16 protein-coding genes are annotated in these 15,069 nt (G+C 52.3%); 6 read left to right on the top strand and 10 right to left on the bottom strand.

What is annotated here, in order from left to right; genetic code table 11:
* Nucleotides 1-18 precede the first annotated feature (18 nt).
* The 8 genes from preA to WC5_RS02220 all read right to left on the bottom strand — a co-directional run bounded on the left by preA (nucleotide 19) and on the right by WC5_RS02220 (nucleotide 7,040).
* Entirely contained in the window at nucleotides 19-1,254 is a 1,236-nt protein-coding gene (preA, locus tag WC5_RS02185; protein ID WP_000956050.1) for an NAD-dependent dihydropyrimidine dehydrogenase subunit PreA, read from the bottom strand.
* Complete coding sequence (locus tag WC5_RS02190; protein ID WP_016231820.1) at nucleotides 1,248-2,486, bottom strand: NAD(P)-dependent oxidoreductase; 1,239 nt, start codon at nucleotides 2,484-2,486, stop codon at nucleotides 1,248-1,250. Before WC5_RS02190 ends, preA begins: the two co-directional genes overlap by 7 nt.
* A gap of 263 nt (nucleotides 2,487-2,749) precedes the next feature.
* On the bottom strand, nucleotides 2,750-2,989 hold the full coding sequence (locus tag WC5_RS02195; protein WP_000383083.1) for a DUF2542 family protein: 240 nt from the start codon (nucleotides 2,987-2,989) through the stop codon (nucleotides 2,750-2,752).
* A gap of 2 nt (nucleotides 2,990-2,991) precedes the next feature.
* Complete coding sequence (gene sanA / locus WC5_RS02200) at nucleotides 2,992-3,711, bottom strand: outer membrane permeability protein SanA (RefSeq protein WP_000920075.1); 720 nt, start codon at nucleotides 3,709-3,711, stop codon at nucleotides 2,992-2,994.
* A 184-nt stretch (nucleotides 3,712-3,895) separates the two neighbouring features.
* Nucleotides 3,896-4,780 (bottom strand): cytidine deaminase, encoded by an 885-nt coding sequence (cdd, locus tag WC5_RS02205; protein WP_000553574.1) that lies wholly within the window; start codon nucleotides 4,778-4,780, stop codon nucleotides 3,896-3,898.
* 130 nt (nucleotides 4,781-4,910) lie between these two features.
* The gene (locus tag WC5_RS02210) at nucleotides 4,911-5,606 is read right to left on the bottom strand and encodes a CidB/LrgB family autolysis modulator (RefSeq protein ID WP_000968208.1); all 696 of its coding nucleotides are present in this window, start codon (nucleotides 5,604-5,606) and stop codon (nucleotides 4,911-4,913) included.
* Nucleotides 5,603-6,001 carry a CidA/LrgA family protein gene (locus tag WC5_RS02215; RefSeq protein ID WP_001516704.1) on the bottom strand — a complete coding sequence of 133 codons (399 nt, stop codon included), beginning with the start codon at nucleotides 5,999-6,001 and terminating at the stop codon, nucleotides 5,603-5,605. Before WC5_RS02215 ends, WC5_RS02210 begins: the two co-directional genes overlap by 4 nt.
* A 130-nt stretch (nucleotides 6,002-6,131) precedes the next feature.
* Nucleotides 6,132-7,040 (bottom strand): LysR substrate-binding domain-containing protein, encoded by a 909-nt coding sequence (locus WC5_RS02220; RefSeq protein ID WP_016231819.1) that lies wholly within the window; start codon nucleotides 7,038-7,040, stop codon nucleotides 6,132-6,134.
* A 126-nt stretch (nucleotides 7,041-7,166) separates the two neighbouring features.
* On the opposite strand from WC5_RS02220, the gene mhbT reads away from it, so the two are divergent.
* The 6 genes from mhbT to dusC all read left to right on the top strand — a co-directional run bounded on the left by mhbT (nucleotide 7,167) and on the right by dusC (nucleotide 13,155).
* Nucleotides 7,167-8,525: a 3-hydroxybenzoate transporter MhbT gene (gene mhbT / locus WC5_RS02225; protein WP_000194205.1), complete on the top strand. Its 1,359-nt coding sequence runs from the start codon at nucleotides 7,167-7,169 to the stop codon at nucleotides 8,523-8,525.
* Between the two features lie 11 nt (nucleotides 8,526-8,536).
* On the top strand, nucleotides 8,537-9,565 hold the full coding sequence (gene gtdA, locus WC5_RS02230; RefSeq protein WP_000131692.1) for a gentisate 1,2-dioxygenase: 1,029 nt from the start codon (nucleotides 8,537-8,539) through the stop codon (nucleotides 9,563-9,565).
* Nucleotides 9,566-9,580: 15 nt separating this feature from the next.
* Nucleotides 9,581-10,282, top strand: a complete 702-nt coding sequence (locus WC5_RS02235; protein ID WP_000196041.1) for a fumarylacetoacetate hydrolase family protein — start codon at nucleotides 9,581-9,583, stop codon at nucleotides 10,280-10,282.
* Nucleotides 10,283-10,290: 8 nt separating this feature from the next.
* Entirely contained in the window at nucleotides 10,291-10,935 is a 645-nt protein-coding gene (gene maiA / locus WC5_RS02240; RefSeq protein WP_000781172.1) for a maleylacetoacetate isomerase, read from the top strand.
* Between the two features lie 14 nt (nucleotides 10,936-10,949).
* Nucleotides 10,950-12,143 carry a 3-hydroxybenzoate 6-monooxygenase gene (locus WC5_RS02245; RefSeq protein ID WP_000170160.1) on the top strand — a complete coding sequence of 398 codons (1,194 nt, stop codon included), beginning with the start codon at nucleotides 10,950-10,952 and terminating at the stop codon, nucleotides 12,141-12,143.
* Between the two features lie 61 nt (nucleotides 12,144-12,204).
* Complete coding sequence (dusC, locus tag WC5_RS02250; RefSeq protein WP_010352779.1) at nucleotides 12,205-13,155, top strand: tRNA dihydrouridine(16) synthase DusC; 951 nt, start codon at nucleotides 12,205-12,207, stop codon at nucleotides 13,153-13,155.
* Between the two features lie 501 nt (nucleotides 13,156-13,656).
* Here dusC and WC5_RS02255 read toward each other — a convergent pair.
* Both WC5_RS02255 and yohP read right to left on the bottom strand, forming a co-directional pair.
* Nucleotides 13,657-14,682, bottom strand: a complete 1,026-nt coding sequence (locus tag WC5_RS02255; protein ID WP_016231645.1) for an IS110 family RNA-guided transposase — start codon at nucleotides 14,680-14,682, stop codon at nucleotides 13,657-13,659.
* A gap of 243 nt (nucleotides 14,683-14,925) precedes the next feature.
* Nucleotides 14,926-15,009, bottom strand: a complete 84-nt coding sequence (gene yohP, locus WC5_RS25945; protein ID WP_000691708.1) for a small membrane protein YohP — start codon at nucleotides 15,007-15,009, stop codon at nucleotides 14,926-14,928.
* Between the last annotated feature and the right edge of the window lie 60 nt (nucleotides 15,010-15,069).

The following is a 15,069-nucleotide window of genomic DNA, read 5'->3' as shown; positions in this document are numbered from 1 at the left end:
CCGGATGCGACGCTGGTTCTACAACGTTACCGGGTGTTCTTTTTCTCCTTTCTTAAACTTCACTTCCCCGAGATCAATACACCCCACCGGACAGACATGACCGCAAAGCAGACAACCGACGCACTTCTCGGTATTACAGTGCGGCGTGCGCGATTTATCATCCCATTCCATCGCCTGATGCCCACCGTCGTAGCAGGAAATATAACAGCGCCCACAGCCGACACATTTATCAAGATTAATATGGGGATAGACGATATAACTACGGTCTAAATCTTCCGCCGGGACAATATTATGATTCGCCAGGCCAACCATCTCCTGCAATGAATCAAACCCCTGATCGGCAAGATAATGCGACAACCCGCTCGCCATATCTTCCACAATGCGATAACCGTACTGCATGATGCCTGTGGTCACCTGTAACGTTGCCGCACCGAGTAATAAAAACTCCGCTGCATCTTCCCAGGTCTCAATACCACCGATACCGCTAATCGGGAAATCACGCAGTTCCGGATGGGTACGCATTTGCTGAATAAAGCGCAGGGCGATTGGTTTCACCGCTTTACCGGAATAACCGGAAATACTCGATTTACCGTTGACGATCGGCATACCAATTTTCTGATTAAGATCGATATTGGTGATGGATTTGACGGTGTTAATCGCCGCAATGCCATCTGCGCCGCCGCGTTTCGCCGCCAGCGCCACTTCGCACATATCACCGATATTCGGCGTCATCTTCGCCAGCATCGGCAAAGTGGAACCGCGTTTCACCGCACGACAATATTTTTCTACCAGTTCCGGACTTTGCCCGACATCGCTCCCCATCGCATGAGAAGTCATCTGCGGGCAGGAGAAATTACATTCGATCATATCGGCGCCTGCTTTTTGCACCAGACGCGCCAGATCCTCCCATTGTTGCTCATTTTCCCCCATGATCGAGGCGATCAGCACCTTGTCAGGGTAATCTTCTTTCAACCGACGCAGAGCGGCCAGATTCTCCTCCAGGGGATGTTCGGCAATCTGCTCCATGTTTTTGAAGCCAATAAAACCGGTATCTTCTTTCACCAGATGATCAAAACGAGGCGAAACTTCGTTAGCGATAAAAAAGCCGATCGTTTTGAACACCACGCCGCCCCAGCCGGTGTCGTAGGCTTTGGCGCACATCTCGTAGCAGTTGCCGACCGGCGAAGAAGAGAGGCAGAATGGGTTGGGAAACTTCACGCCGCAAAAGGTAATAGAAAGATCTTTCGTTAACATGAGCAAGCTCCCTCTAAATAGTGATGAATCGCCTCGGCGGCTTCTTTTCCGGTCTTCACGGCATAAACCACGGTTTTGTCGCCCTCAACAATATCGCCAGCGGCAAACAGTTGTGGGTCGCGAGTCTGGTAATTTTTCGTTTCGATGATGTTGCGCTTCGGCTCCAGCGCCGCAAAAGCGGTAAGTTCGGCATGTTGACCGACGGCGAGAATAATTTTGTCCGCTGCCATTGTCAGTTCGCCCGGCAAACGAACATGTTTAAAGGTAACTTTATTGCCCTCTACCGCCACTGGCGTAAAGCCATCAATAATCGATACCCCCAATTTCTGGGCGCTGGTGAACTCTTTCTTGCTTGCCGGAAATTCATCTAACTCTTCGCGCGCTACACAGGTCACCGCCTGGCAGCCGAGAACTTTCAGCGTGCTGGCAACGTCCATCGCGACATCGCCGCCGCCAATAATTAATGCGCTTTGCGGGATGCGGATATCGCCTTGTGCCTGACGCGCGCGTTGCAGGAAATCGACGGCGATCTCAACGTCGCTATGCTCAAACAGCGGCAGCCGAGAACCGCTCGATAACCCCACGGTGACCAGCACTGCGCGGTTTTCTGCTTTCAGTTGTTCCAGCGAAAGCGTTTTGCCAATTTCACAGTTGCACTTAATGGCTACACCCATTTTTTCGATGCGAGCGATTTCCGCATCCAGCACCGACTGCGGCAAACGAAATTGCGGAATACCGTTACACAACCAGCCACCGGGCTGCGCTTCTTTTTCATAAATTGTGACGTCGTAGCCCAGATTGGTCAGCGTCACGCTGGCTTGTAATCCGGCAGGACCAGCACCAATAATCGCGACTTTACCGCGCGTCTTGCTGCCTGGTTGATAAATTTCCATTCCAGTTTGTTGTTCAAAATCAGTAACAAAACGTTGTAAGCGACCAATATCAATGGGGTCATCGACACCCGCACGGGTACAACCGCTCTGGCATAATTTTTCCGTAGGGCACACTCTGGCGCAAACGGCACCGAGCGCATTATTTTCGCGAATTGTCTCGGCAGCACCTTTAAAATTACGAAAATAGATTGAGCGAATAAATTTCCCCGGATCGGTTTGCGCCGGGCAAGCCTGGCTGCAGGGCGCGTCGTGACATAATAAACAGCGGGAGGCTTCTTTAATCGCCAGTAAAGGCGTAAAAGCCGGAGTGAGTTCATCCAGATAATTTTGTTGCGGCATGTGATCTTCCTTAATGCTATGGGTAATTAAGGCGAACGCCTGTTTTACCCGCAATACTTCAAGTGGCATGTGCTGCGACATCGCACCTTTCTGCAACTCAAATTATTTTGGGTAAATATAACGTACTAATATTAAGGCTAAGCGTGCGGGGGAATTTAAACTGTGAAAAGATTCACAAATAGCTGCGGTTCAGAATGTTATATCCGCAGCCTGCGGGTGAACTAATAATTATTCTCAATAATTAACAAGAGGAAGAAATAATATTACCGGTAAAAAATAAGATAAATAATCATACCGATGGATAAAAGTCCGAAGCCGCTATATGCCACTATATAAGCGAAGAAGAGTCCGGGATTTTTGTCACGCCAGACATACACCGGTTCCAGGGAATTTTTAACCCGTTTATCAATTGCGCCAGCACGCCAGCCTTTCCAGGCTTCGCGAAAACAAAATACAGGGATCAGGAAAAAAACGGCAATGACAAAAAACTGCTGAACATCCATAACTACTTTCCTTGTTTCTTTTCTAATTCAAGTAATTGTTCGGGGGTAACGGCCGGATACCCCTGCGCATCTTCCGGCACCTGGTGCATTGCCGGAATTGGAACCAGCGGACCTAAAAAGCGTGGCTCACGTTTAAAGATATAAAGATCAGCCAGAGCGCCGAAACGAGCGGCAAATTCACGAATACGTACCGACCACATATCTTTGGGTGATGGTACGGCATAACACTGCGCCTGAATACCCATATGCAGAGCGATAAATAATGCCCGTTCACAGTGGAAACGCTGAGTGATAATAATGAAGTCGTTAGTATCGAACACTTTGCGCGTGCGTACGATAGAGTCGAGGGTTCGAAAACCTGCGTAGTCGAGAACAATATCAGCCGGATCGACACCAGCGGCAATTAAATCTTTGCGCATGGTCATCGGTTCGTTATAACTCTGCAACGCGTTATCGCCGCTAAGTAATAGATAATTCACCTTACCGCTGTTATAGGCATTTATTGCGCCCTGAATACGGTAGCGGTAATACTGATTAATTACCCCGGTGCGATAATACTTCGCGGTGCCAAGTACCACGCCGACCTGGCGGTAGGGGAGATCCTGTAACTCGTCGTAGATATAAGGCGCAGTTTTCCAGCTCATCCAGCGATCGAGGCCGAGCACAGTCAACAGCAGCAAGCCGATCAGGACTAACAGGCTGTAAAACACGCGCTTTAACATGCAGAAAACTCGATCTTGGGGAATTTCAATCAGGCTACTTTACCTGCGGGCTTTGCGCAAGAAACGGCAAACTGTTTGCCGGGATTTTCGACACCAGGATAAGTTGGCAAGCCTGATGCGACGCTTATCAGTGTGCCAGACCTGTAGGCCGGACAAGGCGTTCACGCCGCATCCGGCACCAGGCTTAAGCGAGAAGAACGCGGTCGATATTGTTGCAGCCGAGAGCTTTAAGCGTTGCGGAGGTTGCATCCCACTGAATCAACGGCGCATCGGCTTTTTCTGCCAGAATCGCGCGCTGAATATCCGGGTAGTCATAACCCTTGAGATTCAACAGAATTAACGCTCCTTGTAATGGCGGCAGAGTCGGGTTAAACGCCGCGTTTTCAGCGTAGCTACCGCTGAAAATACGACCATCTTTACATTCCAGCGCCACGCCGCTTGGGGAGTTGCTGTAAGGCATGTGTGAACGGTTTGCCGCTGCAATTGCCGCCTGAGAAAGCGCATCGCCGGTCAGTGCAAAGCCGTGATCCTGCTCGTCCATCAGCAGTGTTTTAATCTCCAGATCTTTCGGTCCAAAAGCATCCGGCAGATAGTCACGCAGCGCGTGCGCTTCGCGACCCGGTAGATGAATACGCAGATCCAGACCGCTATTCAGTTCATTCATAAACTGACGGCAGTGACCGCAAGGCGTGTAGTTAACGGTGATAGCGGCGAGTGCTTTCTCACCGCTCAACCAGGCGTGGCTGATAGCACTTTGTTCGGCATGAACGGTTTGCTGCATTGTCGCGCCAATAAATTCCATATTGGCACCAAAATACCAGGTTCCACTCACGCCGCGCGCAATAGCGCCAACATTAAAATTCGACAATGGCGTGCGGGCACAGGCCGCCGCCAGCGGCAGCAGTGCGAAAGCCAGCGCGTCTTCGTCCAGCCCCGTTGCGCTCTTCAGCGAAGAGACCTGCTCTTTGGTCAACAACGCGGGAAAATACTTGTCTGCCAGAATGGGTTCCAGTGCAGATTGCAAGTTATCCGCAAGTTGGGCAAAAGCAGTTTGAAAACGTGGATGCATGGCGTTGCCTCATAATCATGTAATGGGATAACAGTTTACGAACCCGTTATGCCTTTATATGTGATCTGAATCTCATTAATTATGCAACGCGTGAAACTTACATCAAAAATGCGCGACGCATCGCAAAATTTTAGCCCATTACAGCCAGAATTATCGGGAAAAGGAACGGTGCGATCAGCGAGGTAATAATCCCGCACAGCACCAGTGCCAGCGAACTAAATGCGCCTTCCTGATAATCCAGCTCGGCACAGCGTGCCGTACCGAGGGCGTGTGAGGCCGTCCCCATCGCCAGACCGCGCGCCGCTTTGGTGCGAATACGCATCGCATTAAGCAATGTATGACCAAACACCGCGCCCAGAATACCGACGAAAATGACGCAAACTGCGCTAATTGCAGGGATACCGCCAATACTGCCGCCAACCGCCATCGCAATTGGCGTAGTCACCGATTTCGGCAGGATTGACGCGGCGATTTCCGGTGAAGCGCCCATCAGCAATGCCACGGACGTGCCTGTCACCATCGCGACCACGCTGCCGATAAAGCAAATGGTGATGATCGACTTCCAGCGCGCGCGGATCTGATGCAGCTGTTCATATAAAGGATAGGCCAGCGCCACCACCGCCGGTTGCAGCAGATCGTTTAAAACCTCACTCCCTTTAAAATAGCTGTCGTAAGAGATACCGGTCAGCATTAAAAAAGGAATGATCACCACCATTGCCACCAGCAACGGGTTGAGCAATGGAAATTTATACCGCGCTGCCAGTTTGCGGGCGGCAAAAAAGACAATCAATGTCAGCGGTAACGACCACCAGATATTCGCCATCATTTCTCTGATCCTTTCTGACCTATGACTTTACGTTCACCGTGTACCAGGTGCGAACTCCAGCTCACCACCAGAAAAACCACCAGCGTACTAATGGCACAGGAAACCACTACCGGGCCAAACTGTGCGCGTAGCAAATCAAAATATTGCATAACGCCTACGCCAATCGGCACAAACAATAGCGCCATATAGCGAATCAGTACGTAGCACCCCGGATTGACCCACTTCGCCGGAAGAATTTGCAAGGCCAGCAGGACAAAGAGGATCAGCATCCCGATGATGCTGCCCGGAATGGTTACCGGTAGCAGGGAAGCAATGAAAATGCCTGCATACAGGCAGGCATAAATAAGGACAAAAGCGCGTAAATATTGCCAGATAATGTTCAGTGTCTTACTCATGATCAACACCCCAGATGAGATGGATTCATCATACAATTAATCTGTAAAACGTGCTACCGATCACATCATGAAATCTGAGCATAGTTGAATTACAGGAGATGGAGATCGGGCAAGCGCCCAATTCAGAGGTCTAATTCTGGTTCAAAAAGTGCAGAAACCGACTTAGCGCACGGGAGGGCGTTTCGTTATTACGCCAGAACACGCCGACGCTGCCTTTCTGTTCTATCTTCGGCAGATTCAGGATCACCAGTTGCCCCTGACTGGCATAGCGTTGCGCCAGACGTAAAGAGAGTATAGAAATCATGTCGCTGCTTTGTAGCAGGTTGGTGCTGACGTTCATTGATGCCGATTCAATGGTGTTTTCTGGCAGCATCACGCCATGTTCTACCAGCGCATTATCAATACTGAGACGAATAGGTGTCCCGGTCGGCCAGACTATCCAGCGCCAGTTAGCCAGATCATTCCAGCCAAGAGTGGCATATTTCGCCAGTGGATGGTTCGGGCGAGCGACAAAGCACACAGGCTCGGTGTAGAGCACCTGATAATTCAGCGGCAGTTGCAGCGCACGACCACCAATACGACCAACCACTACATCCACAGAACCTGCCAGCAGGTCTTGCAGTAATGGCGTCATCACCTTCTCTTCGATATTCAGGTGCAGCGTCGGCATCTCTTGTAGCAAATGCAAAATCGCCTGGGATACGCAGTCAGTGGCGACAGGAGAACAACCTATTTTCAGACTGCCGACCAGTCCGCCTTGTTTAAAGCGCGCCAGTTCATGCTGCGATCGCTCCATGTCGTTGATTAACCGTTGAGCATGTTGCAGTAACAATTTGCCGCCTTCGGTTGGACGTAGCCCTTTGCTGTGCCGCTCAAAGAGTGTGAGGCCGATCTCATCTTCGAGTTGTGACAGCCATTTCGACAGCGCAGGCTGGGTGATATTCATCATCCGCGCTACATGGGTCAGATTGCCTTGTTCGCCCAGCGCCACCAGCATTTGCAGGTGATGAAGTTTTAATTTCTGCGCCCAGTTTGCCATTTGCCATAACCTCCAGGTTATCTCTCTGCCGAAAATGCCATTGTACATTTCATCTCTTTAATCACAATATCGCAACATATACAAAACAATAGAAACATCTACCTTACCTGCACTGAGGCATTCACTATGACTCAACGACGTGATTTACAAGCACTGATCGATGCCGCTCCGGTCGGCAAGATGCAGTGGCGCGTTATCATCTGCTGTTTTCTGGTGGTAATGCTCGATGGTTTTGACACGGCGGCTATCGGCTTTATCGCTCCCGATATTCGTACTCACTGGCAACTCTCCGCAGGCGATCTCGCGCCGCTGTTTGGTGCGGGTCTGTTGGGATTAACCGCAGGCGCACTGCTTTGCGGCCCGTTGTCCGATCGCTTTGGGCGCAAACGGGTCATTGAGTTGTGCGTCTTTTTATTTGGTGCGCTAAGTCTTGCCTCTGCTTTTTCACCAGATCTGCAAACACTGGTAATCCTGCGCTTTCTCACCGGGTTAGGGCTTGGCGGCGCAATGCCGAATACCATCACCATGACGTCGGAATATCTGCCAGCTCGTCGTCGCGGCGCGCTGGTAACGCTGATGTTTTGCGGTTTCACGCTGGGGTCAGCCTTTGGCGGGATTGTCAGCGCACAACTGGTGCCGGTGATTGGCTGGCACGGCATTCTGGTGCTGGGAGGCGTATTACCGCTGATTTTATTTATCGCGCTGCTGGTGGTTTTGCCGGAATCGCCTCGCTGGCAGGTGCGCCGCCAGTTACCGCAGGCGGTAATTGCAAAAACCGTGAGTGCCATGACTCACGAGCGTTATGTCGATACCCACTTTTATCTCAATGAACCAGCAGCTATTGCCAAAGGCAGCATTCGCCAGTTGTTTGCCGGGCGTCAGTTAACCATCACGTTGATGCTGTGGGTCGTTTTCTTCATGAGCCTGCTGATCATTTACCTGCTCTCAAGCTGGATGCCGACGCTGCTTAACCATCGTGGTATCGACCTGCAACATGCGTCTTGGGTCACTGCCGCATTCCAGATTGGCGGCACGTTGGGCGCGCTGGCGCTGGGCGTACTGATGGATAAATTCAATCCTTTCCGCGTGTTGGCTGTGAGCTATGCCATAGGCGTTGTATGCATCGTGATGATTGGCCTAAGCCAGGACGGATTATGGCTGATGGCACTGGCTGTCTTTGGCACTGGCATTGGCATCAGCGGATCGCAAGTGGGGCTGAACGCGTTGACCGCCACGCTCTACCCAACGCAAAGCCGCGCCACGGGCGTGAGCTGGTCAAACGCCGTCGGCCGCTGCGGCGCGATTGTCGGGTCGCTTTCTGGCGGCGTGATGATGGCGATGAATTTCTCTTTCGACACTCTGTTTTTCATTATCGCTGTGCCTGCGGCGATCAGTGCGGTGATGTTAACGCTGCTGATTACCGTCGTTCGCCAGTCGACCTCTGTCCCTGACTCACTGCCTCGCGCAGGCGTTGTGAACGAATAAGGAGCATCTCAATGACTGATAACAATCAAAATAGCCGCGAGCAATTTTATCAACACATTTCCGGGCAAAACCTGACCCCGCTGTGGGAGTCGTTGCACCATCTGGTGCCGAAAACGCCCAACGCTAATTGTGCGCCAGCGTACTGGAATTATCAGGAGATCCGCCCGTTGTTGCTGGAGAGCGGCAGCCTGATTGGCGCGAAAGAGGCGGTGCGTCGCGTACTGGTGCTGGAAAACCCGGCGCTGCGCGGTCAGTCCTCCATTACCGCCACCTTGTATGCCGGTTTGCAACTGATCATGCCAGGCGAAGTGGCACCAAGCCATCGTCATAACCAGTCGGCGCTGCGTTTTATTGTTGAAGGTAAAGGCGCATTTACCGCCGTTGATGGCGAACGCACGCCAATGAATGAGGGCGATTTTATCCTGACCCCGCAGTGGCGCTGGCACGATCACGGTAACCCTGGTGACGAACCGGTTATCTGGCTCGATGGACTGGATCTGCCATTAGTGAACACTCTGGGCTGCGGTTTTGCCGAAGATTACCCAGAAGAGCAACAACCGGTAACGCGCAAAGAGGGGGATTACCTGCCGCGTTATGCCGCCAATATGTTGCCGCTGCGCCATCAGACGGGGAACTCTTCGCCGATCTTTAACTATCGTTATGACCGAAGCCGCGAAGTGCTGCACGATTTAACCCGCCTGGGCGATGCCGATGAGTGGGATGGCTACAAAATGCGCTACGTCAACCCGGTCACCGGCGGCTATCCGATGCCGTCGATGGGCGCTTTCCTGCAACTGTTGCCGAAAGGGTTCGCCTCCCGCGTGGCGCGTACTACTGACAGCACCATCTACCACGTGGTGGAAGGCGGCGGGCAGGTCACTATCGGCAATGAAACCTTCACCTTTAGTGCAAAAGATATCTTCGTGGTGCCGACCTGGCACGGCGTGTCGTTCCAGACCACGCAAGATACCGTTTTATTTAGTTTTTCGGACAGACCGGTACAAGAAGCCCTGGGGCTGTTCCGCGAAGCGCGTTATTAATTTGGGAGAGAAAAAATGACTCAATACGTATTCGAACCGCAAGCGCCCGTTACCGTACCGGTTGTTGGCAGTGATGAACAATTCCCCGTGCGCCGCGTTTACTGCGTCGGGCGTAACTATGCTGCCCACGCCCGCGAAATGGGCTTCGATCCGGATCGTGAACCGCCATTCTTCTTCTGCAAACCAGCGGATGCCGTTGTTCCGGTTGCCGCTGGCGAAACGCTGGCGCTGCCGTATCCGGCGCAGACCGATAACTACCATTATGAAATTGAGCTGGTAGTGGCAATTGGTAAAAAGGGCAGCGATATCCCGCTGGAAAACGCCCATGAATATGTCTGGGGTTATGCCACGGGGCTTGATATGACTCGTCGCGATCGTCAAATGGAGATGCGCCAGATGGGGCGTCCGTGGGAAATTGGTAAAGCGTTTGATCTCTCTGCGCCCATCGCGCCGCTGCACAAAGCCAGCGAAACCGGCGGTATTGATAACGCGCCAATCTGGTTACAGGTTAACGGCGAAGATCATCAGCGCAGCGATATTCGTCATCTCATCTGGTCAGTGAATGAAACCATCAGCTACCTGTCCGGCTTCTTTGAACTGCAACCGGGCGATCTGATCTTCACCGGCACGCCGGAAGGTGTTGGCCCGGTGGTGAAAGGCGATGTGATCACGGGCAACGTTGAGGGTTTAACCCCTATCGCGGTGAAGATTGTCTGAGGTGCATGATGAAGCTGTACAGTTTTTTTAATAGTTCAGCGTCGTACCGGGTACGCATTGCGCTGGCGCTGAAGGGCATTGATTACCAGACCGAAGGGGTGAATATCCGCATTGGTCAGCAAAACGAACTGGCCTACCGGCGGATGAATCCGGTCGGGCTGGTGCCGACGCTGCTGACCGATGATGGCGAGTCACTCGGTCAATCGCTGGCAATAATTGACTGGCTGGATCGTCATTATCCGCAAGTTCCGCTGTTGCCGCAGGAAGAACCGGCTCGCAACAAGGTGCTGGAAATTGTCTATGCCATCGCTTGCGACATTCATCCTCTGAATAACCTGCGCGTGCTGCGCTACCTGACCGAAGAACTGAACGTCAGTGAAGAAGAGAAAAAACGCTGGTATGCGCACTGGATCCAGCAAGGGTTAAGCGCGGTGGAACAACTGCTGCGCCAGAGCCAGTCGGGACAATTTTGCGTGGGCGAGACGCCGACGCTGGCAGACTGCTGCCTTGTCCCACAATGGGCAAATGCGTTACGCATGAACTGCGACCTGAGTGCATATCCGCGCTGTAAAGCAGTGTACGACGCCTGCATGCAGCTGCCAGCGTTCATCGCTGCCGCACCAGAAAATCAACAAGATAAAATTTCAGCCTGACCAGGAGAACCATAATGACGAAAGTGACACGCGCAGTAATTGTGGGAGGCGGGATCGGCGGTGCGGCAACTGCGCTGTCACTGGCCCGCCAGGGGATCAAAGTGGTGCTGCTGGAAAAGGCGCATGAGATTGGTGAGATTGGCGCGGGCATCCAGCTGGGGCCGAACGCGTTTTCGGCGCTGGACAGCCTTGGCGTCGGCGAAATTGCCCGTCAGCGCGCGGTGTTTACCGATCACATCACTATGATGGACGCGGTAAACGCCGAAGAAGTGGTGCGCATTGAAACCGGTCAGGCCTTTCGTGACCATTTCGGCGGCCCTTATGCGGTGATCCACCGCGTTGATATTCATGCCTCGGTGTGGGAAGCGGTACTGACCCACCCGGACGTCGAATATCACACCTCTACGACCGTCGTGGATATTCGCGAGACGCCGGACGATGTTACCGTTTTCGACGATCGCGGCAATAGCTGGAGCGGCGATATTCTGATTGGCTGTGATGGCGTGAAGTCAGTGGTGCGTCAGAGCTTATTAGGCGATGTGCCGCGCGTTACCGGGCATGTGGTCTACCGTGCGGTTATCGATTGTGCCGATATGCCGGAAGATTTGCGTATTAACGCGCCGGTACTGTGGGCGGGGCCGCACTGTCACCTGGTGCATTACCCTTTGCGCGGCGGCAAGCAGTATAACCTGGTGGTAACATTCCACAGTCGCCAGCAGGAAGAGTGGGGCGTGAAGGATGGCAGTAAAGAGGAAGTGCTCTCCTATTTTGAAGGCATTCATCCACGCCCGCGCCAGATGCTGGATAAACCGACCTCATGGCGACGCTGGTCAACTGCCGATCGCGAACCGGTGGCGAAGTGGGGAACGAAGCGCATAACGCTGGTGGGCGATGCGGCGCATCCGGTGGCGCAATATATGGCGCAGGGGGCCTGTATGGCACTGGAAGACGCGGTGACGCTCGGTAAGGCGCTGGCTGAATGTGACGGCGATGCGGCACAAGCCTTTGCGCTGTATGAGTCGGTACGTATTCCACGCACCGCGCGCATCGTCTGGTCGACACGTGAAATGGGGCGGGTATACCACGCTGCGGGGGTAGAACGCCAGGTGCGTAATCTGCTGTGGAAAGGGAAATCGCAGGCAGAGTTTTATCGTGGTATGGAGTGGCTGTACGGCTGGAAAGAAGATAACTGTCTGCAACCACGCTGAGCACTTTAATCCGCTGACCGGAGGCGCTACCATAGCGCCTCATTTTTTTGCGGGTGATGATATGCGTGTACTACTGGCGCCGATGGAGGGTGTGCTTGACTCTCTGGTGCGTGAATTGTTGACCGAAGTTAACGACTACGATCTGTGCATCACCGAATTTGTCCGCGTGGTCGATCAACTGCTGCCGGTAAAAGTCTTTCATCGCATTTGCCCTGAACTACAAAATGCCAGTCGAACGCCATCCGGTACGCTGGTGCGGGTACAACTGCTGGGGCAGTTCCCACAGTGGCTGGCGGAAAATGCCGCGCGTGCGGTGGAATTAGGTTCCTGGGGCGTGGATCTCAATTGCGGCTGCCCATCGAAAACGGTTAACGGCAGCGGCGGTGGGGCGACGTTACTCAAAGATCCTGAACTCATCTACCAGGGTGCAAAAGCGATGCGCGAAGCTGTACCGGCGCATTTACCCGTCAGTGTGAAAGTGCGGCTTGGCTGGGACAGCGGCGAGAAGAAGTTTGAAATTGCCGATGCTGTTCAACAGGCCGGAGCCACGGAACTGGTGGTGCATGGGCGGACAAAAGAGCAGGGCTACCGTGCGGAGCATATTGACTGGCAGGCGATTGGCGAGATTCGCCAGCGGTTGAATATTCCGGTGATTGCCAACGGTGAAATCTGGGACTGGCAGAGTGCGCAACAATGTATAGCGATCAGCGGCTGCGACGCGGTGATGATTGGGCGCGGGGCGCTGAATATTCCCAACCTGAGCCGGGTGGTTAAATATAACGAACCGCGAATGCCGTGGCCGGAGGTTGTTGCTTTGCTGCAAAAATATACCCGTCTGGAAAAGCAGGGCGATACCGGGCTATATCACGTCGCGCGGATTAAACAGTGGTTGAGTTATTTGCGTAAAGAATACGATGAAGCAACGGAATTATTTCAGCATGTTCGGGTGTTGAATAATTCCACAGATATTGCAAGGGCTATTCAGGCAATTGATATAGATAAGCTGCGATAATAGTGGAATCGCAGCATATTAGAGACAATAAATCGCTTATTCAGCTTCATCATTTTGTTGCGCTCCTTTCATGTGCTAAGCCATATATCGCAACTGGCGCAAGGAGCGCGCAGGGGGCGGCCAATCGCCGCCGCCCCCTGCACCCCCGGGCTCTGGCGAACAAAATCGCCGCTGCGCGGTGCCCTCGGCTTATCCCTTACGGCTACCGGGTCGGGCGCGAGGTAACATATATGGACGCTCCCGGAATGCAATGCTTTCTTCAGTTATGTAATAAAACGGGTAGGTGCAGCCATATATCCGGTTTCTGATGGGATTTTTATCCCGAACCATGATGAAATCCGCCAGGCAGGTACCAATCATCCTCTACGGGCTAACTTGCCCTTGTTACCTCTCGGTGTATCCTGCCTGCGGTCTTACCTGTTTTGCCATCTTCTGAAGTCACCTGCACCTACCAGGACGTTAACTTTTTTTCAGCACCTCGTCAGATTGACTGACCTTGTGTCAGGCGAGCTGCCGAGGTTGATATTCAGTATGGTGTGACAACATTGACCACATGATCCTCGCTGTTTTTGCCGCCATGGCGACAACAGCTACATTGTAGTGCTTCCGCTCAAGGAGTCCCTGAAGCCAGGAATTCTCCTCAACCGCGCCGTTTCGGTTGACCCAGGCGGTAAGTGCGCGTGCGCCGTGAACCAGCAGGTATCGGAAATATCCATCTCCACGTTTGCTGATCCCTCCCAGTTGCTGTTTCCCGCCGCTGGAATGTTCCTTTGGTGTCAGCCCCAGCCATGAAGCGAACTGCTTTGCGGTACTGAATTGTCGGGCATTACCCACTGCTGCTACCACATAAGTGGCCGTTAGCATGCCAACCCCCGGGATTTTGGCCATTCTCTGGCAGGCTTCCTGCGTTCTATACCAGGAGGCCAGAGCTTCTTCTACCTGTTTAACTTGTTCTTCAAGTTCCCGGATATGTTTAGACTGTCTGTAGATGCTGGTTCTGACAAAGGGAGATAAACCATTTTCGCTATCCTCCAGAATGGCTGGCAGCTCACGGGTTAAATGGCTTTGTCCGGCCGCAATCGTAATACCAAACTCAGCAAGTGTGGCTCTTAAACTATTGGCACAGGCAATCCGCTCACGGATAAGTATTCCCCGTTCAGTGTGTAACGCTAAAACGGCCTGCTGCTCTTCGGTTTTTATCTGAACAAAACGCATATTCGGACGGGTTACCGCTTCGCAGATTGCTTCAGCATCTGCTGCATCCGTCTTGTTCGTTTTCACATAAGGCTTCACATACTGCGGAGGTATGAGTTTTACCTCATGACCATAGCGGGTGAATAATCGCGCAAAATAATGACTGGATGAGCAGGCTTCCATGCCAATCAGACAAGGTTCCAGTTGAATCACAAACTGAACAAACTTAGCCCGGGTGAGCTTTTTACGCAAAATAGTATGGCCTTCATGATCGACACCATGAAGCTGAAAAACGTTCTTTGCCAGGTCGATACCAAGAGTTGATACTTTCATGTGGACGCTCCTAATTTTTCAGGACGTATTGCAACGATCCAGTCTGGTACTTTGATACCGTAAAATCTGGAGCGTCCATCTCATTATCCCTGTAAGACGCGCCCTCAGCCCACATCCATGTGGGCTGCCCCGGCCTCCAGGGAACGCCTCGGCGATTTTGACGCCACCAACACCGGAGCGGTTTGTAAATCAAGTACACAAAACATCTAATAACTAACCGTCATATCTGGTTTATCTGATATTTTAAAATATCATCTTAAATACGCCAGTCACCACCAGTAGCCCAATCAGGAAAATAATCAATACTGCCCAGAGTATAATTTTCATTGGCGTTCCTTTATTTGTGAGTGCTGAATAAGTATAGGTAAAAATGAAACCCTTTGCCGT

Origin of the sequence: Escherichia sp. KTE114, from assembly GCF_000407765.1 — a bacterium.
GTDB classification, from domain to species: domain Bacteria; phylum Pseudomonadota; class Gammaproteobacteria; order Enterobacterales; family Enterobacteriaceae; genus Escherichia; species Escherichia ruysiae.
The sequence above is the reverse complement of the archived record's forward strand: the minus strand, read 5'-3'. Positions and strand labels throughout refer to the sequence as shown.